Genomic DNA, 24,792 nt, shown 5'->3' on the forward strand with positions numbered 1-24,792 from the left:
CTGCCCTTGCTGCGGTTCTTGCGCTGTTCGCGCTGGCCGCGCCGGCGGCGGCTCAGATGACCGTCGAAGAAGCGCGCGAGGCGGGAAGGGCAATGGGCAACGAAAAGCGGCAGGATAGTACCCTGGTGCCCACCGACAATGCCCGCGCTGAAGCCGTTCCCGGATATGCGGGAACCTCGCTTCCCGAGGGCGCCTATTTTGGCGATCCGGAACGGCTCGAGGCTGCCGGGCAGGCTGCCAAATCGGCGAACGAGCAGTATCGGATCACCACCGACGCCGACGGGAGCCGGCCGACCTTCAGCAACGCCGAGATCCTCGCAACGACATCGCGCGCGACGTCGGTCGAGAACGATCCATCGACCTTCCTCGCGGGGGAGGAGATGAGCGGCACGTCCGGCACCTGTACGCCGTTGCCCCCGCCGGCCGGCAGCGACGGCTACTACGAGACCAGCTGCAACACCGGTAGCAAGGTCACGACCGAGAACCGCACCTGTTCTGTCAGTCTCGATGTGCGTGCCGAGACGCGAACGATCTACACCTATTACGCTGGCCGGCTCAGCATCATGCCGGAGGATGGCGGCCCTTATCCCGCCCGTGCTGCTTTTGACGACGAGATCGCGTCCGGCGTTTGCTGGGAAAGCCGCCCGATCGACTATTGCGACAACATGAGCGCCTACGGCTACACGGCGGCGGATACTTGCAAGAGCCTTGGTCACACCGCCGTCGAGGTCAAATGTACGGCCGAAGCCCTGGGGATTACGCCGGGCGCTTATCATCCGGGCTATGTGCTCGCGACCGGGCAATATTGGCTGTCTCGGGTCGACGAGCCCACGGTCACCACCGTTTCGCGCAACGAAGGGCTTTGCGCGCCGCTCGCCGGGGATTCGATGTGCACGCTCACGAGTGAGGTCTGCACGTCGAGCGATCCCGTGACGCGGATCGTCGACGGCGTGCCCGTCACCCAGCCATGCTGGGCGTGGGAGCGCAGCTACGAGTGCAACCGGATCTCGACCGGCCACAACGACTGCGGGACCCTCGAGGCCAACGGCAGCTGCACCTACACGCGGACCGAATGCCTCGACGACGATCCCGGTGGTTCCTGCCTGGTCGAAGAGCGCATCTATCGCTGCCGGACGCCAGGCGGAACGGTGGCCGAAGCCTCTCAATATATCTGCGGCAACGATGTCTACTGTATCAACGGTGACTGCGAGCCGATCGTCCGTGAGGCGTCGACCGAGTTCAAGGATGCACTCGTCGCGCTCCATTCGATCGACCAGGCGGGCAAGGAGTTCGACGAGTCCAATTTCACCGTGTTCAGCGGGGACAGGGAGACGTGCCACAAGCCCGTCTTCGGCCTCATCAACTGCTGCGCGGGCAAGGTTTCGGGGGTTCTGACAGTCGGTGCCGGCGCGGCAGCCCTGGCGGGTGGTCCCGCCGCGATCGCGGCGCTCGCAACGCCGTTCCTCGCGCTCTTCGCCTGCTCGCAGAACGAGATGAAGCTCGACATCCGGGACCGCATGGGATTCTGCCACAAGGTCGGGACCTATTGCTCGTCGAGCTTCCTCGGCATCTGCAAGACCAAGCGCACGGCCTATTGCTGCTTCGAGAGTAAGCTCAGCCGCATCCTTCAGGAACAGGGCCGCATCCAGCTCGGCAAGCCCTGGGGAGCGCCCAAGCGCGAGCAGTGCCAAGGCTTCACCATAGACGAGTTCGCCCGGCTCGACCTGTCGCTCATGGATTTCACCGAGGTCTACGCGGAGTTCGTGGACGCCGCGCGCCTGCCCGACGAGGTCGAAACGATCGCCCAGATCCAACAGAAGATTCAGGACTACTATGACCTTCACGGCAAATGATCCTCGCGCGAGCTGGCGCCAGAGCGACAATTCGCCGGTCAATCCTCGCGGCCTTCCCAGCACGCTCGGCGCAGCCTCGAGCGCGCCGCCTCATCCCTCCCATTCCCTTCCGCGCTTCTCCTCCGAGCCGCGGAAAGACCTGCGGAAAGGTGGTTCTATCATGGCTCGCTTTGCATTGCTGTTCGCTGCGATCCTGACCCTGGCTGGAGTTGGAACACCCGTCGCTGCGCAGTCGGTCGGCCCCGCTGATGATGGGGTCGAACGGTCCGGCGGCACCGACGATTTCTACTGCGGGGAACGCAAGCTCGGGCAGTGGTTCTATTGCGCGAAGCCCAGACCAAAGGAGAGCGGAGCGCAGCCAGCACCGCCTCAGAAATCGGCCGTCGAGCGCATGAGCGTGATCACCCGGCAGCTCGATGAGCTGAAGGCGCGTGCGATCCTCGATCCGAGCGAAGAGAACGTGATCGCCTATGTCCGCTTCCAGCGCGAACAGCTCGACCGCGCTTCGACCTTCTCGGATACATGGCAGCGGGCTTTGTGGCAGAACCCGGATCTCGATTACACGCTGCAGCGACCGGTCTCCACGGTTGGCAAGCGCGCCTGGCTCGACAACCGCAAAGCGGACCGCGATGCGGTCCTGACCAATCTAGGCCAGCGCTACGGCCTGTTCTACTTCTTCGCCCAGAGCTGCGGCGCCTGCGAGCTGTTTTCGCCGATCCTGCGGTCCGTTGCGGACAGCCACCGCATGGCGGTGATGGCCGTGTCGATGGATGGCGGACCGAGCCGTGACTTCCCGAACTATATGGTCGACGCGGGACAGCGCGCGCGCATGGGAATTCCCGGCAACGAGACGCCGGCGCTCGTGCTGTTCGATACCGCGACGAAGCGCACGATTCCGGTCGGCTACGGCATTCTGAGCGCGGATGAGATCATGGATCGGATCTTCGCGCTCACCAACACCAAGGTGGGGAGCGACTACTGATGGGACAGCTTCGTCGAACGGGCGCATGGCGCCGGCTCCTCCGCGGCACGGCAGGGTGGGTCGCTATGCTCGCCGTCGCCAACCTCGCCGTCACCAGCACGGCGAACGCCGACGTCGCCTCCGAGATGAACAATTTCTTTTCGGACGCCGGCGGCGCGGCCAACGTGACGGGTCCATCGGCCTTCCAGGGTCAGTCTGCGGGCTACTACTCGCTCGGCAATATCTGGACGCGCTTTCCGCAGAAGAGCGTGCAGCCGTTCAACCTTCAGCTACCGAGCGCGCGTGCCGGTTGTGGCGGCATCGATCTGTTCAGCGGCAGCTTCTCGTTCATCAACGCCTCCGAGATCATCGCGATGCTGAAGGCGACGGCCAACAATGCCTTGGGCTTCGCGTTCAAGCTCGCGATCGATTCCGTCTCGCCGGAGATCGGCAAGGTCATGGACGAGTTCAGCCAGAAGGCGCAGTTGCTCAACCAGATGAACATCTCTAGCTGTGAGACCGCCCAGGCGCTCGTCGGCGGAATCTGGCCGCAGATGGAAACGACGCGTGCGACCATCTGCGAAGCGGTCGGCAACAGCCAGGGCGTCTTCTCGGATTGGGCGGCGGCGCGGCAGGGCTGCAACAACGGCAACCGCCGGGATTCGACGATCGCGGGGAATACTGATGCGTCGATGAAGGACCAGCTCGTCGGAGAGCCCCACAACTACACCTGGGAAGCGCTCAGGAAGTCGGCGAAATTCGGCGCGTTCGACCAGAACTTCTCGGAATATATCATGACGCTCGTAGGGACCGTCGTGACGACGCCCTCGACCGATCCCACCGTCGGCGGCAAGGTCGTCATGTACGGACCGGCCGAGGATGCGGTGGTCACCGCGCTGCTCGACGGCACGGCCGATGCGCCGCCAGTGAGGATCCTGCGCTGCAACGACGAGAACTGCTACGACATCGGCGAGCAGACGCTCTCGGTGCCGGCCTCGGCGGCGCTGCGGCCGCGGATCGAGACTATGATTCAGTCGATGAGCGACAAGATCCGCTCGGATACGCCGCTCAATGCGGCCGAGAAGCAACTGCTCAATCTGGCGACAGTGCCGATCTACAAGATCCTCGCCGTCCATGCCTTTGCCCACTATTCTCTGACGCAGGGCGAAATCCAATCGCTGGCCGAGATCGTCGCCGTCGATCTGCTGGCTGCCATGATCGAGAACATGCTGGACCGGGTCGAGCAGGCAAAGGTCCACTACCAGACCTTCGACCAGGAAACGGCGACGCAGTGGCGGCAGCAGATTACCGCGACCCGCGCGAAATTCGGCCAGCGCGACGTGCAGCTGAAGAACAAGCTGCAGACGATCATGCAGGTCATCAATCGCAGCATGATGCTGGAATCGACGCTGCAGAACTCGATGACGCCGGGCATGGCCGCCGCGCTTAATTTCTCGCGCGGTCTCAACGCTCAGGGGCTGAACTAGGCACGGGGGCAGACCGATGCTTGAGGTCTTTACGGTTGGCGGCGGCGAGTATCTCGTAAACATCTTCAACGCGGTGGCGGCCTGGTCCGGCGGCGGAGGCTATCGTTCGCTCATCCGCGTCGTCATGGTGATGGGCCTCATCTACTCGCTGCTCGTGGTGGCCTTCACGCTCAACTACAAGGCGTGGATGAACTGGTTCCTGCAGGCGACTGCGATCTACCTTTGCCTGATGGTACCTACGGTCGACATCAAGGTCACCGATCGGCTGAATCCGAACCTCGCGCCCGCGACGGTTGACAATGTGCCGATGGGCCTCGGCATTCTCGCGAGCTTCACGACACAGGTCGGCGACTGGCTGACGCGGACCGCCGAGACCGTTTTCGTCATGCCGAGCGAACTCAACTATTCGACCAACGGCATGGTTTATGGCGCGCGCCTGTTCGATGCCACACGCAATTTCATCATTCGTGACGCCGAGTTCTCGACGAACCTGGAAAACCATTTCAAGAACTGCCTGTTCGGCGACGTCATGCTTTATCAAAAGTCGCTCACCAACCTCGCCAAGGCGACCGATCTGTGGGCAGCGATCGGGCCGGGCGCGGAGGCTCGATCGCAGGAGTGGCTCGAGCGCCAGGGCGACGGGACGGTCAACAGCTACATCATTACCTGCCGCCAGGCCTATCAGGCGCTTGATGCGCAATGGGGACCGATGATCGAGGCCAGCACGCCGCTCTGGGGGAAGGAGGCCTATCCCAAGCTGAGCAACGCACTCGCAGGCGACAAGCTCAAGCACGACGTGCCGATCATCAGTGCGGCGTTCACGGGTGCGAGCAGCAGCTATGCGGAAGTGATGCGACAGAATACTGCGATCAACGCTTTCATGCAGGCGAGGAACAGCATGGCGGGCGGCACCGGCGCGGCCGCGATCGATACCTTCGCGCAGACCCGCGCGGACATGCAGGCGCGCAACACCTACAATTCGATCGCGCAGCAGGCGATGGCCTGGGTGCCGATCCTCAACATCGTCCTGACCGTGGTCTTCTTCGCGATGTTCCCGGTCATCTTCCCGCTCTTCCTTATGCCGCAGACGGGTTTGAGCTCGCTCAAGGGCTATACGATGGGGTTCTTCTATCTTGCCGCATGGGGTCCGCTCTACGTCATCCTCCACATGATCTGCATGACGCGCGCGACCTCGGCGGCGACTGGGGTCGCCGGTGGTGGTGTTACGCTCGCAAGCTATGCGGGGATCGGCGCCGTCAACGGGGAGACCGCGACGATCGCAGGCTTCATGCTGATGAGCGTGCCGTTTCTCGCTGCCGGCCTCGCGCGCGGCGCGATGTCGATCGCAGGGCATTCCATGTCGATGTTGGCGCCGGCACAGAACGCCGCCGAAGCCGCCGCGCTGGAACAGACAACGGGCAACTATTCCTACGGCAATGTGAGCTGGGCGAATTCGACCGGCAACATGCGGCAGGCGGACCAATGGTCCACGGCGCCGACCTATATGGGCGGCGGGGCGAGCTTTGGCTGGCGCCAGGATAACGGCGCGATGGTGACGGGTTTCGGCAACGGACAGGAGGTTTTTGACACATCGGCTGCGATTTCGCGGCTCGGATTCACGCCGACGATGACGACGGGCTCCGTCGCGGAATGGCGCGAGATGGCGAGTGAGGCGCACCGGCAGTCGCAGGCCTATGAGAATGCCGCCAATGAAATCCTGACCGCGACGCACGCAAACCGAAGCGCTTTCGGCACTTCGACCGAGCGGTCGTCGGGCTGGGATTCGAGCAGTGGCAGTCAGGCCAACACATCCGTCGAGCAGTTTGACAGACGGACCGGGAGCAGCTCGCAGGGATTGGAAGAGCGAAACACGGTTTCACAAGGGCAGCGCATATCTCAGGGTCACGACCGTCAGGCGCAGACCAACGATCAGATTTCCGGATCTGTCACGGCAGGCACGGGTGGACGTCAGGGTGCAGCTCGGACGGGTGGTCGCAGCGGACCTTTGGGTCGGCTCCCGACCATCGGCGGCAGCGTCTCGAAGACCGGCAGTCAGATCGACTCGCTTCGCCATGGGACGGACGAAACTCGAGGAAGCGACAGCGCCAACACGTCGTCGAGCGGTGTGCGGGATGAGCACGCCAGCGGCACGGGTGCGTCGATGTCCGACGGGACCTATTCGCGCAGCGGAAGTTTCAGCCGGGCGTCTGCCACGTCCTCCGCGTCGTCGAGCACGGAAGACTCGCTGGCGCTGGCGAAGTCCTATTCGGAAACCGCCCGTCGCCTCGAGGAGCTCTCCCAGCAGCTATCTCGCGATGCCAGCTATGCAGAGACGCATGGCATGCAGCTCAGCGAGAATCTGAGCCAGGACCTCGCCCAATGGTATCGCCGCCAGCAGGTCGAGAATCCCGGCCTCGATGCACCCGAGCTTTGGGCGACTGACCTCACCGACCAGCAGCGGATTGTCCGGCAGGAAATGATCACGCGCTGGGTACACGATAAGCAGGATGGCATCCGGGCGGAGATCGCCGGTCGGCTGCACGACCCAGATCTTGTCGATGTGAGCCGACCGGGTGTCTCGAATGTGGCGGATGTGAGGGCATCCTACCGGCCACATGGACCCGGACGTTTGCCCGCCGGACCTGGTCGTCGCGAGGATGTGGGCGCTGCCGCTATCATCGAGGCCGGCAAAGCCGAAATGGGAGGGGATCGTGCGGCGGCGCAGACAATGCGGGGTCAGCGGGTTCAGGGGGCCGCCGATCTTGAGCAGGAAGTGAACCGCGATCATGGCCGCGGCTTCTTCCAGGATCCCAAGCTTCGGGAATAGGATCAGAGGAAGTAGAACATTGCTCCGACGAAGCCTGCCAACAAAGCATAGGCAAGGGCATAGCCGATGAGACCGCCGCGCGTCGGGTTGCCGTTTTCATCGGTGATCATCTCGATTTCAGGGACTTCCTCCTCGACGACGCCGTAGGTCGCACCGCCAGGAAGATCCTTGGTGAGATTGTAGGTATTGAGGTCGAACTTAACGATCCGCATTGCGAACTCCTACAGGTATAAGGATAGCCGGTTCGAGCTTGTTTCGCAATGGATTGAGGTCATTTCTTGACGCGTGATCAACGCGCTGCTCGTAGTATTTGATCCTGGAATGAGACATTTTTGGTCTGCGGAAGCATGCCGATAACGAACGACCGGCATCCGATTTCGGACGCCGCACTCAATCCCGCTCTAGTCGGAATCTTCGCTGGTGAGCACCGTAAGCGGCGCGCCAGTGCTTCCGCTTTGTAAGGTGTCGGGCGTGACAATCAGTGTGCTTCCAGGCTTGAGCACGGTCAGCAGCTTGCGCCTGAAGTCCTCCGGCAAGTCCAAGCGATCACGGTCTTCCCTCGAGACTTCGCCGGTTCTGGTGTTGCCGAGCATCGGCAGGAACATCCAATGGGTTCCGCGTTGATCGATCGAGGCCAGAGTGAAGGCCTGGAGCCCAGCGACTGTGCCGCGGATGGAAACGGGCGCGGTGCCGATCTCGATGCCGTTGCGAAGTACGACTGCCCGCTGATCGGACGCGCTGACGATGATGGAGACGGGACCGGTGGGCGCCTTATCCGGTTGCCAGGTTGGGACGAAGGCAGCATCGAAGGAGCTGCGGGATCGCTCTTGCAGGATTTGCGGTGCCGGGGCGAACCGGGGAACGTTGGGGGACTCGGTGATGATGACTGTCAGGCCGATCTGCGTGACAGCATAGAGGCGTTTCGCGAAAGCCAGCGGGAGCCGGATGCACCCGTGAGACGCGGGATAGCCTGGAAGGTTGCCCGCGTGCATGGCGATGCCGGTCCAGGTGAGGCGCTGCATGAAGGGCATCGGGGCATCGTTGTAGAGGTTCGACTTATGATCGACCTTCTTCTGCAGGATCGTGAATACCCCGGTCGGCGTCTCGTGCCCGGCCGTGCCGGTCGACGCGGTCGAGATGCCGATCAGCACCCCATTGCGGTAAACGTAGGCTCGCTGTTTGGCGAGGCTGATGACGACAATCACCGGCCCCTCGGGAGCGGCTTCGGGAGCCCAAAGATAGTCTCCCGGCCGCATGTCTTCGACTTTCGCCGCGACTGATCCTTCATTGAGTGCGACTTGCGCGAGCAGGGGATGGCCCGCGACAAATGCGACGGCGATGGCCGACATGCCGAGCAGCGCACGGCGCGTGAGGCCCGCCCGGGAGGCGATCGGATCAAAATTCATTCGCATTCGCGTCGTCTCGTTGATGGCGCTGCCGTCGGTTGCGTCTACGGCCCCGAGCGTCGATCTCCGGCGGTGTCTCAGTCGCCGCCGGGTTTGGTCGGCTGGGCAACCGGGTTCTGCATGGGCGTTTCCGGCAGCTTCACGTCGACGGCTGGTCCTTCAGGAGCTGGTGCCCACTCGGTCGACTGAGCGGCCGTTTTTGGTGTCGGTGCGTCCTCGACCTTCCCAAGCGGGTTCGAGAACCAGACGATTGCGAGGATGAAGAGACCGAGGAGCGTGAGAATCCAGAACCACCTGGCGCCCGATCTGGTCGATGGCGTCGGCTTCTTCATGACCCGTTCTCCTGTTTTCTCGTTCTGCTGCCCGCAAAGGCCGGTGGTTTCAGAAGTACCAAGCATGTCGGGCAAACATGGCAAATCCGTAAAATGCCGGATTGGTCTTTTGCTGTCAGGTCCGCGGCGGGACTCGTACTATGACCGCCCGTGTCGACCGATCGTCGGGGAATGGAATTCCCGCCCCTGACCAGATGATACCATCGACAGAGATCTGTAGATCCTCGGCACCGAGCGAGGGATCGGTCTCGATCGTCACATGTATTGCGCCACGCGGTTGTTGGAGCGTCAGATCGGCCCTGGGCCAGTCTTTCGGCAAAGCGGGGCGAACCTGAAGCTGGCCGCCCACCAGACGGACACCCAGGATTTCCTCGACGGCCAATCGCCAGGCCCAGGCGGCGGCGCCCGTGTACCAGGTCCAGCCGCCGCGACCGAGGTGGGGTGCGACACCGGCGATGTCGGCCGCCACGACATAGGGCTCGCTCCGGTAATGTTCCGCGCTCTGGCGGTTCGGTGCATGCAGGATAGGGTTGATGCGGTCGAACAGCGATTTCGCCCCGTCGCCATTGCCCATCCGGGCGAATGCGATCGCAAGCCAGGTCGCCGCATGTGTATATTGCCCGCCGTTCTCACGGATGCCCGGCGGATAAGCCTTGATGTAGCCAGGTTCGCGCGGCGTGCGGTCGAATGGTGGGTCCAGCAGGCGAACGAGGTTATCGTCCTCGCGGACCAGAAATCGCCTGGCGGACGCGAGCGCCGTCCGCGCGCGCGCGGCATCTCCGGTGCCCGAGAGCACGGACCATGACTGCGCGATGGAGTCGATGCGGCATTCCTGTTCCTCGGCTGTACCCCAGGGTCTGCCGTCGTCATCGAATGCGCGCAGATACCATTCGCCGTCCCAGCCGGACCGCTCAACTGCGGCCGCGAGGGAGTCAGCGCGGCCGTTCCACCGGTCGCGAAACTCGATCTGATCCTCATCGACGCAGTGGCGCGTGAAATTCCGGATGGTCGCGATGATGAACCATGCGAGCCACACGCTCTCGCCGTGTCCGCGGTTGCCGACGCGATCCATGCCGTCGTTCCAGTCGCCGGTGCCGATCAAGGGGAGTCCGTGGGGGCCGAAACGATAGGCATGCGAGAGCGCGCGGTCGCAGTGGACGAACAAGGGCTGCGTGTAGTCGCTCACCTCGAACCTTGCATAGCGATCGGTTTCGTCGGCTGCGAGCGGCGGCGCTCGCAGGAAGGGAATCTCCTCGGCGAGGATGGTCTTGTCCCCGGTCGCCTCGACATAGTGGGCAACCGCGTAGGGGAGCCAGACGAGGTCGTCCGAACAACGGGTTCGCACGCCGCGATCCGAGGGTGGGTGCCACCAATGGAGGACATCGCCTTCTTCGAACTGATGCGCCGCGGCAGCGAGGATATGCTTGCGGGTTGCGGTCGGATCGACTTGGATCTGCGCAAGGACATCCTGGAGCTGGTCGCGGAATCCGAAGGCGCCGCTGGCCTGATAGAAGCCGGCGCGCGCCCGCACGCGGGAGCTCACCGATTGGTGCGGCAGCCACCGGTTCACCATCAAGTCGAAGGCGGGATCGGGAGTTTTGACCTGGACCGCGCTCAGCCTGGCCGTCCAGGCCGCCGCGCAGTCCCGTGCCGCGGCTTCTATGACGGACGGCTCCTGCCAATGCCGCACGAGGGCGCGGGCGTGGTCCAGATCGTCTCCCTGGCCGAGCAGGAAGCAGACCTCCGCTTCGCCTTCGGGAGGGATGTCGAGATGAACCTGAAGCGCCGCGCAGCAATCGTCGCCGGCGGCCTCCTGCCTGTTTCCCAGATCCCAATTGAGCAATCCCGCAGGCCGCGCCGCGTCCGGTCGTGCTCCATGGAAGTCGCGGCGCGATGTCGTGAGGCTGTGGACGGGTAGCGTCGTCGTCAGAAAGGCGACGCGATCGCAAAATTCGTCCGTCCAGGGGTTCTGGCCCAGAATTGCGTGGCTGCCCGGGTCGTAGCGCGAGGTCCGCAAGGGAGCCTGCTCGCCCTGCACGGCGCCAAGCAGCCATTCTGCGTAGTAGGTGGCGGTGATCCGACGAGCGTGCGCCGTCTGGTTGCGCAGGCGTAAGCGAATGAGCTTAACGGGATCGGCCAACGGCACGAATACCGACAGCTCCTGTTCCAGACCCTCGCTGTGACGATGCCAGGTTGTTCGGTCGGGGCTGTGGTGGATTCGGCATGCGGAGTCTTGCCCCGCGGGCAGCGGCGTTGGCGTCCAGAGCCGCGCGTTTTCCTCGTCGCGGAGATAGAGGCGCTCGCCTTGCGGATCCTCGACGGGATCGTTGAACCAGGGCGTGAGCCGGTTTTCGCCGCTGTTGACCGCCCAGGTGAAGCCGAGGCCGCCTTCCGTCACGATCGTGCCGGCAGCGTCATTGGCCAGGACGTTGGACCACGGTGCCGGCGTGGGCGCGCCAGGCTCCAGATGGATCACGTAGTCGCCGCTATCGGGCGCAAAGCCGCCCCAACCGTTGTCGAATTGCAGATCGGCGGGCCGGGCGAGAGCGGCGGTCGGGGAAGGGGGCGTGTACGCGCCGACCGGCGTGAATGGTGGGCCGGGATGGGGCGGCAGGTCACGCCGCGCCAATTGCTCGGCAAGCGTGCCGCCTTCCTCCTCGAGGATCAGCCGGGCCACCCTCTCAAGAAGAGCCGCCCGATCGGCGTCGGATGGTCCGATACCGACAAGGTGGATGCCGCCGTGAGTGCCGAGGCGATCCTGCACGCCCGTCTCCCTCAGCACCTCGAGGAGGCGTTCACGAACGGGCTCGATGTAGCCGGACGTTCCCTCGTGCGCGATAACGAGGTCGATCGGCATGCCGCGTTGCCGCAGGAGTCGGTGGACCGCGAGCATGAGGCGGATCATGCCGGTTTGCTCTGCGGTTCCGGCCCGCAGTAACAGGATGGGATGATCTCCGGAAATTCCCAGCGCCCAGAGGTCACCGCGCCGGAATGGCCGAGAATCGGCCGGGGCGGGGATACTGCGTGCAGTGAGGAGGTGGGACAGCAGGGCTTGTGCCTGCGGTACGAGATGGGGTTGCAGGCCGATCCCGTGCATCTCGCGCGCCGCGGCGGTCGCCGTGTCGCTAACGGCCCAATCGAGCGAGGGAAGGGTGGTAAAGCGATCGGCGATGTCGAGCGCCGATTGCCGTGAGCCGGCCGCAATGGTGAGGAAGGCGAGCTCGCGTCGGCCGAGGGGAGGCAACTCTACCGCCACCCTGATGGCGCAAACGGGGTCGAGCGTCCAACCGAGCGTGCCGGCGAGGCGCTCTTCGTTCATGGCTGCGGGATGCGCGACCTGGCCATGTCGGCCCAGAAAGACCCTTCGATCGCCTTCGAGTCCAAGGAGCGTGAGTCCGTCGTCATCGCCGATGACACGGCTCAGCATGACAGGCGGGCGCTCGGCGGGATTGCGCGGCCGGCGTGTGAACAGCAGCCCGTCGCTGCCGGGCAAGGCCTCCGCGCCGACGAACATCTTGCTGAATGCGGGATGGCGCGCGGCGTCCTGGGCCGGTGCCAGGACAATCTCCGCGTAGCCCGTCACCTCGATTGTGCGAGGCCGGTCCTCCTCGTTGACCAGAGTAAGGCGGCGTATCTCGAGATCGTCGCCATTGGCGACATTGATCATCGTCGTCGCCGACAGGCCCTGCGTGCGTCGATGGAATTCGACCTGATGGGCGTGGAAGACCACCTCCGCAGGCTCATCGGATTGGGGCAGGGGCCCCCCGGTCGGCGACCAGAGATCGCCGCCCTCCAGATCGCGCAGATAGATCCGGAAGCCGGCGTCTCCGTCGCCGGTGTCCATGCGGGTGAGCGCATGTTGGTTCCAGCCGAGACCGCCCGCGCCGTCGCTTCTGATGCGGCTCGATAGGCGGCCATTGCCGAGGATTTGCCAGGCATGTTCTCCATGGCGTCTGATTGGAACCCAGCTGTGGAGGCCGGGAATAGCGCCTTCGGGCTCGGACGGCGGTTCGCGAACCTCGATCCGGGCGATCTCGGGCGGAAGTTCCCAGGGGATGCGCTCGTTGAGGAGGAGATCGACCGTGCGGATGTAGGGATCGGCGTGGAACCAGCGCACCAGCATGTCGTCACACAGGGCGTTTCCCAGCGCGGCGAGGCTCATGCCGTGATGATGGGCCATATAGGAGCGCACGAGCGCGAACCGTTCGCTCCTGGGAAGTCGCTCGGGCGTGAAGTCGAGCGCTTCGAAGAAGCCGTATCGGCCGACGAGTCCGAGTTCCGCCAGAGCTTTGAGGTTGCGGGTCGCCACCGCTGGCCGGATCGTCAGGGCGAGCGCGGTTGCATAGGGACTGACCACGAGGTCGCGCCCCAGACCGCGTTGAAGCCCCAGGGCGGGGACACCGAATGCATGATAGCGATAGACGCGGTCCTGTCCCATCGAAGCGAATGACGATTCGGAAATGCCCCAGGGAATGTCGTGCGCCTGGCCGAAGGCGATCTGGATCGCGATCGCGGTGCGGTCGCTCATGCCAAGCAAGGTTCCCGGATCGCTGTGGAGGAAGATGTTCGGCATGAGATATTCGAACATCGAGCCGTTCCAGGACACCAACGCGAGGCCCGCATGCTGCTTGGTGATGGGCCGGCCGAGATGGAACCAGTGCGAAGGCGCGATGTCACCCTTCGCGATCGCGAAGTAACTGGCGAGACGCGCTTCGCTGGCAAGCAGATCGTAGTGATGCGGATCTATTCGATCGGCGCTGACATTGTAGCCGATATGGAAAAGCCGGCTCCCAGTATCGAACAGCAAGGAAAAATCCATAGCATGCGCGTCGGCGTCGGCGCGGCGGCTGAGGCCATCGAGGCGGTCGTGGAGCTCGCGCGCGGCTGCCTGGCCCTGCTCGATCGCCGCCCGGACTTCGTTCGCCCATTCCTGGCTTGGGCCCGGCGCCGTCCTTTCCCTGAAGATATCGATGGCATTGATCGCTTGCGTGGCAGCCGGGCCGATCATGAGATCGGCGACCTTGCCTGCCATCTCCACGCAATCCGCAGGGTGATTTGCGATGATCTCCCACCACGGCGAGAATATCCGGAGATCCCGGCGCATACTGGAGAGGTGATGGTCGAGGCGTTCGAGCCACGCCTGGATGTCGCGCAGCGCGGCGATGTCCTTTTCGAGGATATCGCTTGCCATCAGCGCGACCTGCTCGCGCAGTCGGGGAAGGTCGCCCGAAACGAGATCGTCGATCCCCCATATCCATTCGGGTTCGTTTTCCGCGACCCGTTCGGCGGTTTCGCGCATCGTTTCGAGGATCGTTCCCGCAGCCGACGCCGCGTCGAGCTCGATCGCCCCGATCGCCTCGGCGAGCAGGTTGATATTGTCCTCCAGGCCTCGCCAGAGATCGGCGCTGACGGGCGGAGCGCTGCGTGCTTCGCGCAGCGCTTGCGCGACGGTGATGAGGCTGACGGCCAGATTGCCGCTGTCGACCGTCGAAACGTAACGGGGTTCGAGCGCGGCCAGGGTTCTCGTCTCATACCAGTTCAGGATATGACCGCGATAGCGCTCCAGACGATCGAGGGCGTCCAGCGTGTTGCGAAGCCGCGTCGCGACCTCGTTGAGACCAATGTGCCCGAGCCGCCAGGCGGTGAGCACCGAGACGATCATCATTCCGATGTTGGTGGGCGACGTGCGATGCGCGATGTCCTCGTCCGGCGGCTCCTGGTAATTGTCTGGCGGCAACCAATTGTCTTCCGGGCGCACGAACGTCTCGAAAAACAGCCAGGTTCGCCGGGCGACCAGCCTGAGGAATTTCCTGTCCGCTTCGCTGATCTCTTCCTCAGATGGTTGGAGGGGGCGGCTTATCCAAATTGCGATCTCCGGCGCGATGAACCAGAGCAGCAGCAGAGGCGCCGCGACGGGGATGGAACCAGGGGATGCTGCAATCAGGCCGCCGGCAATGAGCAATGCGAGGAGGGGTGAGGCCGCCATATCCCGCCAAGCCGCGAAACGTGGGTGCCGCGCCGCGTTGCGCGTGGCCATATGGGCGGCGGAGGTCCATTCGAGCCTGTGCCGCCCCGATCGAAGTCGCCAGAGCGTGACGGCGATCGCGTGCAGTGCGAGGACGGCATCGCTCACGAGAAACGCGATCGCGAGGAGCCATCGTCCCAGGTGATCGGTCAGGCGCCGCAAGACGCGCTGCATCACGCCGCGCCGCCGGCCCTGCGCAAATCCGGTCACGAGATCGGTGAACAGATAGGCGCCCGGGGCGACGACCGCGAGCAAAGTCCAGACCCAGGGCTGGCCGGTGAGGAGGAACCATCCACCGAGCAGCAGGGCGAGGATGCTGGCCGGGACCAGGCTGCGACGCAGATTGTCGAAGATCTTCAGGCGATCGAACCAGCCGAGCCGGTTGCGCAGCCATCGTCCGTCCCGGCCGGGGACGAACGGGAACAGCCAGGCGAGAATCTGCCAGTCGCCGCGCACCCAGCGGTGCCACCGCGATGCGAAGTCGAGATAGCCGGTCGGGAAGCCTTCGTAGACGATGACGTCGCTCACCAGCGCCGCCCGCCCGTGCAGACCCTCGAACAAGTCGTGGCTGAGCAAGGTATTTTCGGGGATGCGGCCTTCGAGACTCCGCTCGAAGGCGGCGACTTCGTACAGGCCCTTTCCGACGAACACTCCGGTGCCGAGAAGATCCTGGTACACGTCGGAAACTGCGCGCGAATAGATGTCGATCGTCGTATCGCCGCCGTAGAATCGCGCGAACAGCGATTGGCCGGTAGCCTCAGGAGCGAGTTCGACGCGGGGCTGAAGAACGGTATAGCCGCGTTCGACAGCCCCGGTTTCGGGAGCGAAATGGGCCCGGTTAAGCGGATGGGCGAGCGTGCCCACCAACCGCCGAACGACGCCGGACGGCAGCCGCGTATCGGCGTCGGCGGTCATCACGAAGCGGCAGCGACGCAGTCGTTCCGTTTTTCCGGCTGTGATGCTGAACGGCGTTGCGTCTCCGCGCAGGATGAAGCCGTTGAACTGCTCCAGCTTCCCGCGCTTGCGCTCCCAGCCCATCCAGCAGCCCTGCGATTCATTGAAGGTCCGCGGCCGGTGAAGAAGGTGAAATGGGCCATGCCCCTTCGCATTTGCATAGCGCGCGTTGAGCTCTTCGATGCCTGCTACCAGCGCCCGTTCGATCTCGGGATCGGTCGGCAGGGTCGGGGTCGCGGCATCCGCGAAATCGCTCAAAAGGACGAATTCGAGCGCTGTGTCGGAATTGCCGAGGCGGTGCGCCTCGAGGCGCTGGAGAAGAGGAGCGATATCCGCCGCGCGCGCGACCAGGACCGGTACGATGACCGCGGTCGCGCAATCCTTGGGAATGCCCTTCCGGAATTCGAGCTTGGGGAGGACACGAGGCGGCGTGATCAATGTCACCAGCCAATTGACGAAGGTGATGCTCAGCACCGAGGCGGGGAGCAAGGTGAGCGCGATGCCGAGAAGCCAGGACTTCGGCGATGCGTCGGTGGACGCCAGATAGGTTGCGGGAAGAGCGAAGGCCGCGAGCCCGGCGAGCAGCAGCCCAAGTGCGTAAAGCACACCGCGATAACGAAGCGCGCGGCGCAGCATCGAGCCCAGCGTCCACGGCCGAGGATCGATCGTGTCAGCGAAGGGGGAGCGACCGGTGTCGACAAGCCAGAACCCGACATGACCGGATGGGGTCTCGTCACTGCTGTGGCATTGACGCAAGGCGCGCTGGGCGACTTCCCATTCGGGAAGACCCGACTGCTCGGCGAGTTGCTCGACGGCGTGGCGGTATCGGTCGCGCGTGTCGAAATCCATACGCGGATAGACACCGGCCGGATCGCGTCTGAGTATGGCTTCGACCTGGCTCGTCCGATCGAAAAAGTCATTCCACTGGATCGTCGCAATCACGCCGAGGTTCGCGATCGCGCGGGCGACGCATTCGGTATCGTCGAAGGCGATGGTCGCGGCATCTGGCGTGTCGCTCAGCTGGAAAGGGGGGGCGACATCAGGAAAGAGGCGGGTGAAACCGGCGACCAGCAGCTCGAGGCAGACGATGCGAAGCATCGTCGGAAATGCCCAGGTCTCGGCGATGCTGAGCGGCATCTTCGTCTGATATTCTTCGACAAACTGGACTGCGGTGTTCAGCGATATCTGCAAGTGGGAGGCGTGGAACATCGCGTGCGCGAGCTGGTGGACGCGAGGTCGGCCAAGCCCGTCCGCGGAAAGTCCCGGCAATTTTGCATAGAACTCACGCGGCAGGTCCTCGCGGATCTGCAGGATGGCGCGCTGTATCTGATAGTCGTTGTCGAGCAGCCATTCAGCCGCGGCGCTGGCATGTTTCTCGGCATTGACGGCACTGTTGCGCGCGCGCGTTAGCCAACCTTTCATCGCCTCCAGATGCGTCCAGGCGGGGAGCGGCGCCGACTTGGCGAGCAGTCCGGTCAGCTGGTGGCGGGTGGCAGTTTCCTCCGCTGCCCCGGTGATCGGGTCACGCTCCTCGAAATCGGCCATGATCAGGCCTGAGTGGCGTAGGGTAACCGTAGGCGATTGTTGCCGACGGGGAGCGTTGTGGGGGGCGTTCCCGTCGTCGCCGGCAGCACGAGCATCGGCACGCTGCAGTGGGCCATGAGGTAGGAGGCGACCGTTCCATAAGGAACGTCCAAAACATGCTGATGGCTGTGTCCTCTGGCCGACATCACCGCAAGATCCGCCCGTTCGCGCTGGATCAGTGCGCTGAGCGCTTCACGCACATCGTCGCCCCGGCAGGAGATCGTGCGGACAGTAAGGCCCGTCCCCGAAAGGTTGGATTTGGTCCGATCGAGGTAGTTTCGGGCGGCCTGCTCGTTTCGGTCGATGATGCTTTCTCTGAGATTATTCTCCTCGACCTCGAGCGGGCGTGCCTCGATCATCTCGGGCATGGGAACGACATGGACCAGCAGCAGTTCGGCGCCGACAGTGCTTGCGAGCCGAGTGGCGAGCGGCAGGACACTTTCGGCCCAGCGCGAACCGTCGAGCGGTACGACGATCCGCCGATAGGCTGGCGCGGGCGCCGGCGCTTCGACCGGCACAAGCAGAACCGGAGCGGGGGCTTGAGACAGGACCTTGTGGACGGTGCCGCCCATGCCGCCGCGACCTAGCTCCTGCCTGCCGCGCCTCCCCAAGACAACCATACCATCGTCGCACTCGCGCACGTAGCGGCAGATCTCCTCCGCGGTTGGACCTTCCGCGAGCTCAACGGTGGTTTGGGGGCCATGTGCATCGATGGTGGCAGCGCAGCGATCGAGAGCGCGCAATGCCTCACGTCGCCGCAGGTTGTACTCGATCGGATCGGGGCGCGCGTCGGGTGACGTCTCCCCGTCGAGGACCTGGAGCAGGGTTACCGGAACGCCCAGTGTCGCCGCGAGCGTGAATGCGTGCGGATAGATCCATGCATTGCGATCAGTGCTGTCGATGCAGGCGACGACGCCCGACGTTTTCGGTGAAGTGTGAGATTGGGAGAAGGACGGAAAGGCGGAAACGGCAGACATGGGACGACCTCCAGTTTGCCGTCGGTTCCCCCTTGCCGGCGGCTCTAATTATGGCGGGTACTATCAACTTCATCCGGCCTGGTCCGGTGCCCCCGATTCGAGCCAGCATGGCGACGCTATCGAGGCCTGCTGCCAGGGGACATTAGGACTTTTACGAATGGCGGGGGACACCCTTCATGGTTGGCAAACGCGCGACGGGCGCGAAAGTGGCGCTTGCTAGAGCAATCGGAATATGCGGCTCAGACGGATTGTCCCTCCGCCTCGGCGACGGCTCTGATCGTGCGTACGAAGCTGTCGGGATTGAGTGATATGGAATCGATACCCTCAGCGACGAGGAAAGCGGCGAAGTCAGGGTGATTACTCGGTGCCTGGCCGCAAATGCCGATCTTGATACCGGCCGTGTGAGCCTTGCGGATGGCCTCGGCGATCATCCGGGTGACGGCCTCGTCGCGTTCGTCAAACAGACTGGCTAGAAAGCCCGAATCGCGATCGACACCAAGAACCAGCTGGGTGAGATCGTTGGAGCCGATGGAAAAGCCGTCGAAGCGCGCGGCGAACTGCTCGGCGAGGATGACGTTCGAGGGGATCTCGCACATCATATAGATTTGCAGGCCATTCTCGCCGCGCCGGAGGCCATTCTCTGCCATGGCTTCCAGTACGCGATCGGCTTCGGCTGGAGTGCGGCAGAACGGGACCATCACGATGACATTGGTGAAGCCCATAGTTTCGCGCACCCGCTTGAGAGCCCGGCACTCCAGAGCGAAGCCTTCACGGTAGCGCTCGTCATAGTAACGCGAGGCGCCGCGGAAGCCGAGCATCGGGTTTTCTTCCGTGGGTTCGAACACATCGCCGCCGACGAGATGGGCGTACTCGTTGGTCTTGAAGTCGCTGAGGCGAACAATGGCGGGGTGGGGGTGATAGGGACTTGCGAGTTTGGCGATGCCGCGAGCGAGAACGTCGACGAAATAGTCGGATGGGTGCGCGTATCCGCGTGTGAGCTCCCTGATCTGGCGCTGGGCTTCCGGGCTCGCCCGCTCGGGGTGGACGAGCGCCATGGGGTGGATCTTGATGTGGGCGTTGATGATGAATTCCATGCGGGCGAGGCCGACGCCCTTTGCGGGCAGCCTCCACCACTGGAAGGCGGCCGCCGGGTTCGCGATATTGACCATCATGTCGGTCCTGGTGGCCGGCAGGGAGCCGATATTCACCTCGGCCATCGAGAAATCGAGGATGCCGTCGTAGATCGTGCCGATATCACCATCGGCGCAACTGATCGTGATGTCCTGATTTTCGGCGATGACCTCGGTGGCGTTGCCTGTGCCGACGATCGCGGGCACGCCCAGTTCGCGGCTGACGATGGCGGCATGGCTGGTGGTGCCGCCATGGTTGGTCACGATGCCGGCGGCACGTTTCATGACGGGGACCCAGTCGGGGTCCGTCGTCTCGGTCACGAGGATTGATCCATCGCGAAATTGTTCGATGTCGGCGGCGGTGCGGATCACGCAGGCCTTGCCGGCGGCGATCGCGGTGCCGATGGCGGCGCCGGTTGCGATCGCGGGTCCCTTCGAGGTGAGGCGGTAATGCCGGAAGGTGGTCGCGCTGGATTGAGCCTGGACCGTTTCTGGCCGGGCCTGGACGATGTAGAGTTCGCCAGTCTCGCCATCCTTTGCCCATTCCATGTCCATGGGGCGCTGATAATGATCCTCGATCACGACGGCCCAGCGGGCGAGCCGGAGGATGTCGGCATTGTCGAGCACGAAGGCCTCACGTTCCTGCGCGGTCGTCTCGACAATCCGGGTACGGTGGCTTCCACCCTCGCCATAGACCATGCGGAAGGCCTTGCCGCCGAGTTCCTTGTCGATGATCGGCTCGGTTCCCGATTGTGCGAGGAGAGGCTTGAAAACCAGATACCTGTCCGGGTTGACGGTCCCTTGGACCACGGTTTCTCCAAGACCCCAGGCGGCACTGATGACGATGGCGTTGGGAAAGCCGGTTTCGGTGTCGATCGAGAACATGACGCCAGAACCCGACAGGTCCGAGCGCACCATCTGCTGGATGCCGATTGAAAGGGCGACGTCGAGATGATCGAAGCCCTTGGCTTCTCGGTAACTGATCGCTCTGTCCGTGAACAGCGAGGCGAAGCAGCGCCGGCAGGCATCCTGTAGCGCCAGCTGCCCTCTCACATTGAGAAAGGTTTCCTGTTGCCCCGCGAAACTTGCATCGGGAAGGTCCTCGGCGGTGGCACTGCTGCGGACGGCAACAGCGGGACGATCGATTCCGGTGCGTCGACCGAGTTCGACATAGGCGGTTGTTATATCGTCTGCGATGTAGGATGGCATTTGACCTTCCAGAAACAGGCTGCGAATAGCCTGTCCGGCGTCCTGCAAGGTGCATCTTCCAGAATGGAAGGCAGCAAGATGCTGGGCTATCCGCGGCGCAAGATCGTTGTGGCGAACGAACGCGCGATAGGCATCGGCGGTGGTCGCGAAACCCGATGGAACCTTGACGCCCTTTTGAGAAAGAGCCGCCGTCATCTCGCCCAGGGACGCGTTCTTGCCGCCAACGGCTGACACATCTGTGATGGCGATTTCCTCGAACCACAGGATCAATGGCTTGAGCATGGCTCTCCTCCAGCTTGGATATGGCGCCAGGCGAACTGCCGCTCTGATCGCCTCGTTTTCGGGACGACCATCGCCAAGGATGAGATGGGGGTCATTACGTAAGGGTCCTATGCACCTTTCAATTACCCACAAGTGTTGCGGCTGACGTTGGCACCGATTTTGATGTCCATCAGGCGAGACCATCCTCTCCAGATGACGATGTTGCCAGGCGGCGGGTCATGGGCTCGCGCAAGATAGCCTCCGAGCCGGGCGATTTGGGTTAGATAGTCGGAAAGGGTTCTGCCTGGCGGTTCATTCTTTCGGGAAGCTGCGAGGCGGTCGATCAGGGTAATTTCGACATCGGTCAGGACCAGCCGAGGCGAGGCGTCAGGAGCGGCGCGATTGATCATGGTCATCCAAAACAGGCGCCATGACAGAATGCAGAATATGGCGATCAGATTGGCGAGGCGTTCGGCGGTCCGCAGCCGTGCATCTTCGGCTCGGCAGCCAGATTTGAGTATCTTGTGGAAGAGTTCGATCTTCCAACGCTGGGCATACCAGTCAAGCTTTTCGATGGCTTCGTCAGGCGTTGTTACCGGCAGATCGGTGATGAGCCGCCAGTCGATTGGGGGGCGCCCTTCAGGCGTTCCACATTCACGGGCATGCAAGATGGTCAGGCTGAGGGAAGGATAGCGCTTTTGCTTTCCGATCGGCGGCAAAACTTGGATTCGCCTATAGCGTAGTTCGATGTCGGCATGATCGTCTTTGCCAATGGTGATCCGATGCATGCCTTGCACGGTGGTTTCGCTCATTTCGTCGGCGATCGTATGGCCACCGTCGCCAGCCAGACGATCGACACAGGTGCGGACCAGGAAATGCGTGCCGAGCGCCTGTGTTTCGCAGAAGAACTCGTAAATGTCGTTTTCCCGATCGCCAATGTGAACCAGTCGCTCCGGATCGCCCAGCAGGGTGGTCGATTGGCGCATATTCTCGAGCCAGCGGTAGCTCTCCTTCTCCTCGATCGGCACGCGCGTGGGATTGATCCGCCGCTTCAACGCGTTGGCGCCCTTGAACCTGGTACGGGTCCAGAATTTCGCCGCTGTCAGACCCAGTGGCAATCCCTCGGTTGTGATCGCAAGGCTGGAGTGCATGAGCAGGCCGCAGACCGTATGAAGCCGAAGCCGACCATTCTCATCACGCCGGCTCGGCGCAAGACCGATGGCGCCAATCGTTTCAGGATTGCGCCTTTGATAGGAGAATTCGGTGGTGTCCTGTAAAACCAGGATGAACCCCTCAAGCGCCGCCGCGCGTGCCCGTGTCGCCTGGAAATGCCCGGCAAGTATGTCTCCCTCGTTCACCGAGCCATTAGACAAAAAACGGTAGGCCGCCTTGGTATTGGCCCAGTCCTGGCACGCCATCGGTATCGGTGCGCCAATCGCTCCTGCCATCTGCTTAAGCATCGTTCGAAGCCGTTCGGCCAGTCGCTTATCACGAAAGGCGGCGGGATCGACTTCCCCGTCAGCCCATCCTGCCGCATCGAAAACGGACGTCTCCACGTTGCACCCCGCCAACCGCTTTAGGTGCCAGGGAATGAATCATGCCTGATTCCAGGCGAGCAATGCTCATGCGGCCAACGGAATCACGTTCGCGACCACTTGTGGGTAATTGAAAGCCTATGCACGGCAAAGCACAGGAGGACTGGGGTTAGAGGATGGCCGCGAACTGAAAAGTTTTGCTTTGGCTCATGCCGGCCCAATCCATCCGACCGGGCCAGTTGACCAGGGCGGCACTGTCGATCGCGGCGGGCTTCACCGTCAAAAGCTTGGCCAGCTCCGGCCGCTTCCGGTGATTCCTTTGCACCGTCCGCGGGACGGTGATCGCATTTCAATCACCGAAGAGTTGGGGATTGCGGGCGATGAAACGTCTGACCCAGTTGTCCAGATAGGAGGATCGGGCGCGACTGAGATAGCGCCAGCCAGCCACGCTGATCACGAGCGCGCCGATGGCGTTGACGATGAGATCCCACATTGTGTCGGTAAGTCCAGATGGGTCGCCGAGCATCGGCTTCTGCATCGTCAATCCGAAAACCTGGTCCATCGTGAACTCGAATATCTCCCAGATGGCGCCGATCGCCTGGGAGAAACAGAATGCAAAGATTGCGAGAAACGAAGGCCTCATATGAAGATCCACATGGCGATCTTCATTAAGGATGTAGACCGTCATGAACCCTTGAAGGCCCAGGAGTAGTCCTGCGGTTGCATGGAGGACCAGATCCCACCACCAGAAGCGCTCATAATAGTCGCGGACCTCACCGAGGAAGAGAGTGGCAAAACCAAACAGGATGGCCAGTATCTGTATTTCGGATGGTATCTGAACGGAAAATCGGGCCTTCAGTACGACAGGCAACGCCATCGTCAGCATGATTCCAGTCACCAGGAAGACGTGGACCCATTGCTGCTCGGAGATCAGGAATACAAGCTCCACTGCCATCGCGGACTGTAGGACAGCAAGGATAACGAGATGAACGATTCTGGCTCGTTTCTCTTCATTTCGCTTGTTACCCTGCATCGTCAGGTGCGATTCCCTGGATAATTTGCTGCTCCGGTCTGCTCGCCCGGCTGTTCTGTGGAACAAGCAGGACATCGCATTCAAGGCAGCCGACGAGGGCGCGGGCCGTGCTGCCGAGCATTGCTGTCGCCAGCGCCGAGCGTCCATGCGTTCCAATGACCGCGAGATCGACGCCGTTCGCCTGCACGTGGTCGTGCGCAACCTGGCAGACGTCACCATAGTCCACGCTGACATCGAGGAGTGCTTGCGTCGCAGGAGACAGGGTGGTCGCGCTCAGGAATGCGTCCAGCTCGTATGCGATATCCGCCTGTTGTGCCGCGGCAGGACCCTCGCGACCGCGCAATGTCTCGAGTCGAACATGATACGCATGCAGGAGCGTGATCGCCGCCGTCGGGAACAGGTCAACTGCGGTTATAAGCGCGGTTCGCGAGCATTCCGAAAAATCCGTGGCCGCCATCAGCTGCCGATATTCGCCTTCCGTGCGGCCCTTGACGATCAGGAGCGGCATGCCTGCCCGCCGTGCCAGTCGTTCGACCGTGGTTCCAATGAGAAAATCTCCGAGCTCGTCCTTGCGGGAAATGCCCGTGACGATGAGATCGACCGAAAATTCGGCAGCGACATCGAGAATGGTTGAAGTGACATCTCCGAACGCGACCCTCGTGCAAATCACAATATCATCATCTTGCACTTCGCTCTCAAGCTTCGCTTGAGCCCGATCCATGGCTTCTTCGCGATCCCAGGGTATCGTCGGATCGTCCTCGAGGACGTGAAGCAGCACCAACCTGGCGTCCCAGGTCCGTGCCAATAGCACCGCCCGGTCGCGGGAGCGATCGCACCGGCCGGTAAAGTCGGTGGGCAGCAGGATAACTCGTGGTTTGGGCATACGCTCAACAGGGGATGAACTGGTGAAAGGAAAGATATCAGCCGAAGAGGTCATCTGCAAAGGCCCTCGCCTCAGATCATCCCAATCTCACGATATGGGACACGGTTCTTTCGCGGGCGAGTGCGTGACGATACGACTCGCTTAAGTATGCCTCTTACTTTCGAGCCGCATTTCATCTGAACATCGTCACCGGCGAAGATCGGCGGCAGCCCTGCACGGCGGCGAAGGCCGCGGTTCGCTTGATAAAGCTGGGCGCGGCTTCGCCATTGTCGTAAGCGGTGTTCTCAACCCACGGCAGTCCAAGGCATGAGATCCCCGACGCCATTTGCTGGGTG

General features: G+C 62.9%; 13 protein-coding genes. 4 read left to right on the top strand and 9 right to left on the bottom strand.

The features are described from left to right. Positions 1–56 precede the first annotated feature (56 nt). From PYV00_RS14265 to PYV00_RS14280, 4 genes are all read left to right on the top strand, one after another. Entirely contained in the window at positions 57–1,853 is a 1,797-nt protein-coding gene (locus PYV00_RS14265) for a conjugal transfer protein TraN (RefSeq protein WP_428981644.1), read from the top strand. Positions 1,854–2,013: 160 nt separating this feature from the next. Continuing rightward, positions 2,014–2,835: a conjugal transfer protein TraF gene (locus tag PYV00_RS14270; RefSeq protein WP_275228944.1), complete on the top strand. Its 822-nt coding sequence runs from the start codon at positions 2,014–2,016 to the stop codon at positions 2,833–2,835. A 65-nt stretch (positions 2,836–2,900) separates the two neighbouring features. Continuing rightward, positions 2,901–4,301, top strand: a complete 1,401-nt coding sequence (locus PYV00_RS14275) for a conjugal transfer protein TraH (RefSeq protein WP_275228945.1) — start codon at positions 2,901–2,903, stop codon at positions 4,299–4,301. A gap of 16 nt (positions 4,302–4,317) precedes the next feature. Continuing rightward, positions 4,318–7,128, top strand: coding sequence for a conjugal transfer protein TraG N-terminal domain-containing protein (locus tag PYV00_RS14280; protein ID WP_275228946.1), 2,811 nt, complete (start codon positions 4,318–4,320; stop codon positions 7,126–7,128). Positions 7,129–7,130: 2 nt separating this feature from the next. Here PYV00_RS14280 and PYV00_RS14285 read toward each other — a convergent pair whose 3' ends face one another. The 9 genes from PYV00_RS14285 to PYV00_RS14325 all read right to left on the bottom strand — a co-directional run bounded on the left by PYV00_RS14285 (position 7,131) and on the right by PYV00_RS14325 (position 24,511). Then, positions 7,131–7,340, bottom strand: coding sequence for a hypothetical protein (locus PYV00_RS14285; protein ID WP_275228947.1), 210 nt, complete (start codon positions 7,338–7,340; stop codon positions 7,131–7,133). A gap of 189 nt (positions 7,341–7,529) precedes the next feature. Next, positions 7,530–8,534: a L,D-transpeptidase gene (locus PYV00_RS14290; protein WP_275228948.1), complete on the bottom strand. Its 1,005-nt coding sequence runs from the start codon at positions 8,532–8,534 to the stop codon at positions 7,530–7,532. 77 nt (positions 8,535–8,611) lie between these two features. Next, entirely contained in the window at positions 8,612–8,941 is a 330-nt protein-coding gene (locus tag PYV00_RS14295) for a hypothetical protein (RefSeq protein WP_275228949.1), read from the bottom strand. Between the two features lie 40 nt (positions 8,942–8,981). Further along, positions 8,982–17,390 (bottom strand): GH36-type glycosyl hydrolase domain-containing protein, encoded by an 8,409-nt coding sequence (locus PYV00_RS14300; RefSeq protein ID WP_275228950.1) that lies wholly within the window; start codon positions 17,388–17,390, stop codon positions 8,982–8,984. 2 nt (positions 17,391–17,392) lie between these two features. After that, the gene (locus PYV00_RS14305; RefSeq protein ID WP_275228951.1) at positions 17,393–18,406 is read right to left on the bottom strand and encodes a universal stress protein; all 1,014 of its coding nucleotides are present in this window, start codon (positions 18,404–18,406) and stop codon (positions 17,393–17,395) included. Between the two features lie 239 nt (positions 18,407–18,645). Beyond that, on the bottom strand, positions 18,646–21,027 hold the full coding sequence (gene ppsA / locus PYV00_RS14310) for a phosphoenolpyruvate synthase (protein ID WP_275228952.1): 2,382 nt from the start codon (positions 21,025–21,027) through the stop codon (positions 18,646–18,648). A 122-nt stretch (positions 21,028–21,149) separates the two neighbouring features. Then, on the bottom strand, positions 21,150–22,562 hold the full coding sequence (locus tag PYV00_RS14315; protein WP_100238666.1) for an IS4 family transposase: 1,413 nt from the start codon (positions 22,560–22,562) through the stop codon (positions 21,150–21,152). Between the two features lie 328 nt (positions 22,563–22,890). Further along, complete coding sequence (locus PYV00_RS14320; RefSeq protein ID WP_275228953.1) at positions 22,891–23,496, bottom strand: hypothetical protein; 606 nt, start codon at positions 23,494–23,496, stop codon at positions 22,891–22,893. 67 nt (positions 23,497–23,563) lie between these two features. Beyond that, complete coding sequence (locus tag PYV00_RS14325) at positions 23,564–24,511, bottom strand: universal stress protein (protein ID WP_275228954.1); 948 nt, start codon at positions 24,509–24,511, stop codon at positions 23,564–23,566. Positions 24,512–24,792 lie beyond the last annotated feature (281 nt).

The organism is Novosphingobium album (ex Liu et al. 2023), assembly GCF_029076845.1.
Classification (GTDB): Bacteria; Pseudomonadota; Alphaproteobacteria; order Sphingomonadales; family Sphingomonadaceae; genus Novosphingobium.

Bases quoted from the DNA above. Each gene is read 5' to 3' on its own strand.
- PYV00_RS14305 (WP_275228951.1), bottom strand. From the start codon at position 18,406: ATGTCTGCCGTTTCCGCCTTTCCGTCCTTCTCCCAATCTCACACTTCA.
- ppsA (WP_275228952.1), bottom strand. From the start codon at position 21,027: ATGCTCAAGCCATTGATCCTGTGGTTCGAGGAAATCGCCATCACAGAT.
- PYV00_RS14300 (WP_275228950.1), bottom strand. From the start codon at position 17,390: ATGGCCGATTTCGAGGAGCGTGACCCGATCACCGGGGCAGCGGAGGAA.
- PYV00_RS14285 (WP_275228947.1), bottom strand. From the start codon at position 7,340: ATGCGGATCGTTAAGTTCGACCTCAATACCTACAATCTCACCAAGGAT.
- PYV00_RS14270 (WP_275228944.1), top strand. From the start codon at position 2,014: ATGGCTCGCTTTGCATTGCTGTTCGCTGCGATCCTGACCCTGGCTGGA.
- PYV00_RS14265 (WP_428981644.1), top strand. From the start codon at position 57: ATGACCGTCGAAGAAGCGCGCGAGGCGGGAAGGGCAATGGGCAACGAA.
- PYV00_RS14325 (WP_275228954.1), bottom strand. From the start codon at position 24,511: ATGACCTCTTCGGCTGATATCTTTCCTTTCACCAGTTCATCCCCTGTT.
- PYV00_RS14280 (WP_275228946.1), top strand. From the start codon at position 4,318: ATGCTTGAGGTCTTTACGGTTGGCGGCGGCGAGTATCTCGTAAACATC.
- PYV00_RS14290 (WP_275228948.1), bottom strand. From the start codon at position 8,534: ATGAATTTTGATCCGATCGCCTCCCGGGCGGGCCTCACGCGCCGTGCG.
- PYV00_RS14320 (WP_275228953.1), bottom strand. From the start codon at position 23,496: ATGGCAGTGGAGCTTGTATTCCTGATCTCCGAGCAGCAATGGGTCCAC.
- PYV00_RS14275 (WP_275228945.1), top strand. From the start codon at position 2,901: ATGCTCGCCGTCGCCAACCTCGCCGTCACCAGCACGGCGAACGCCGAC.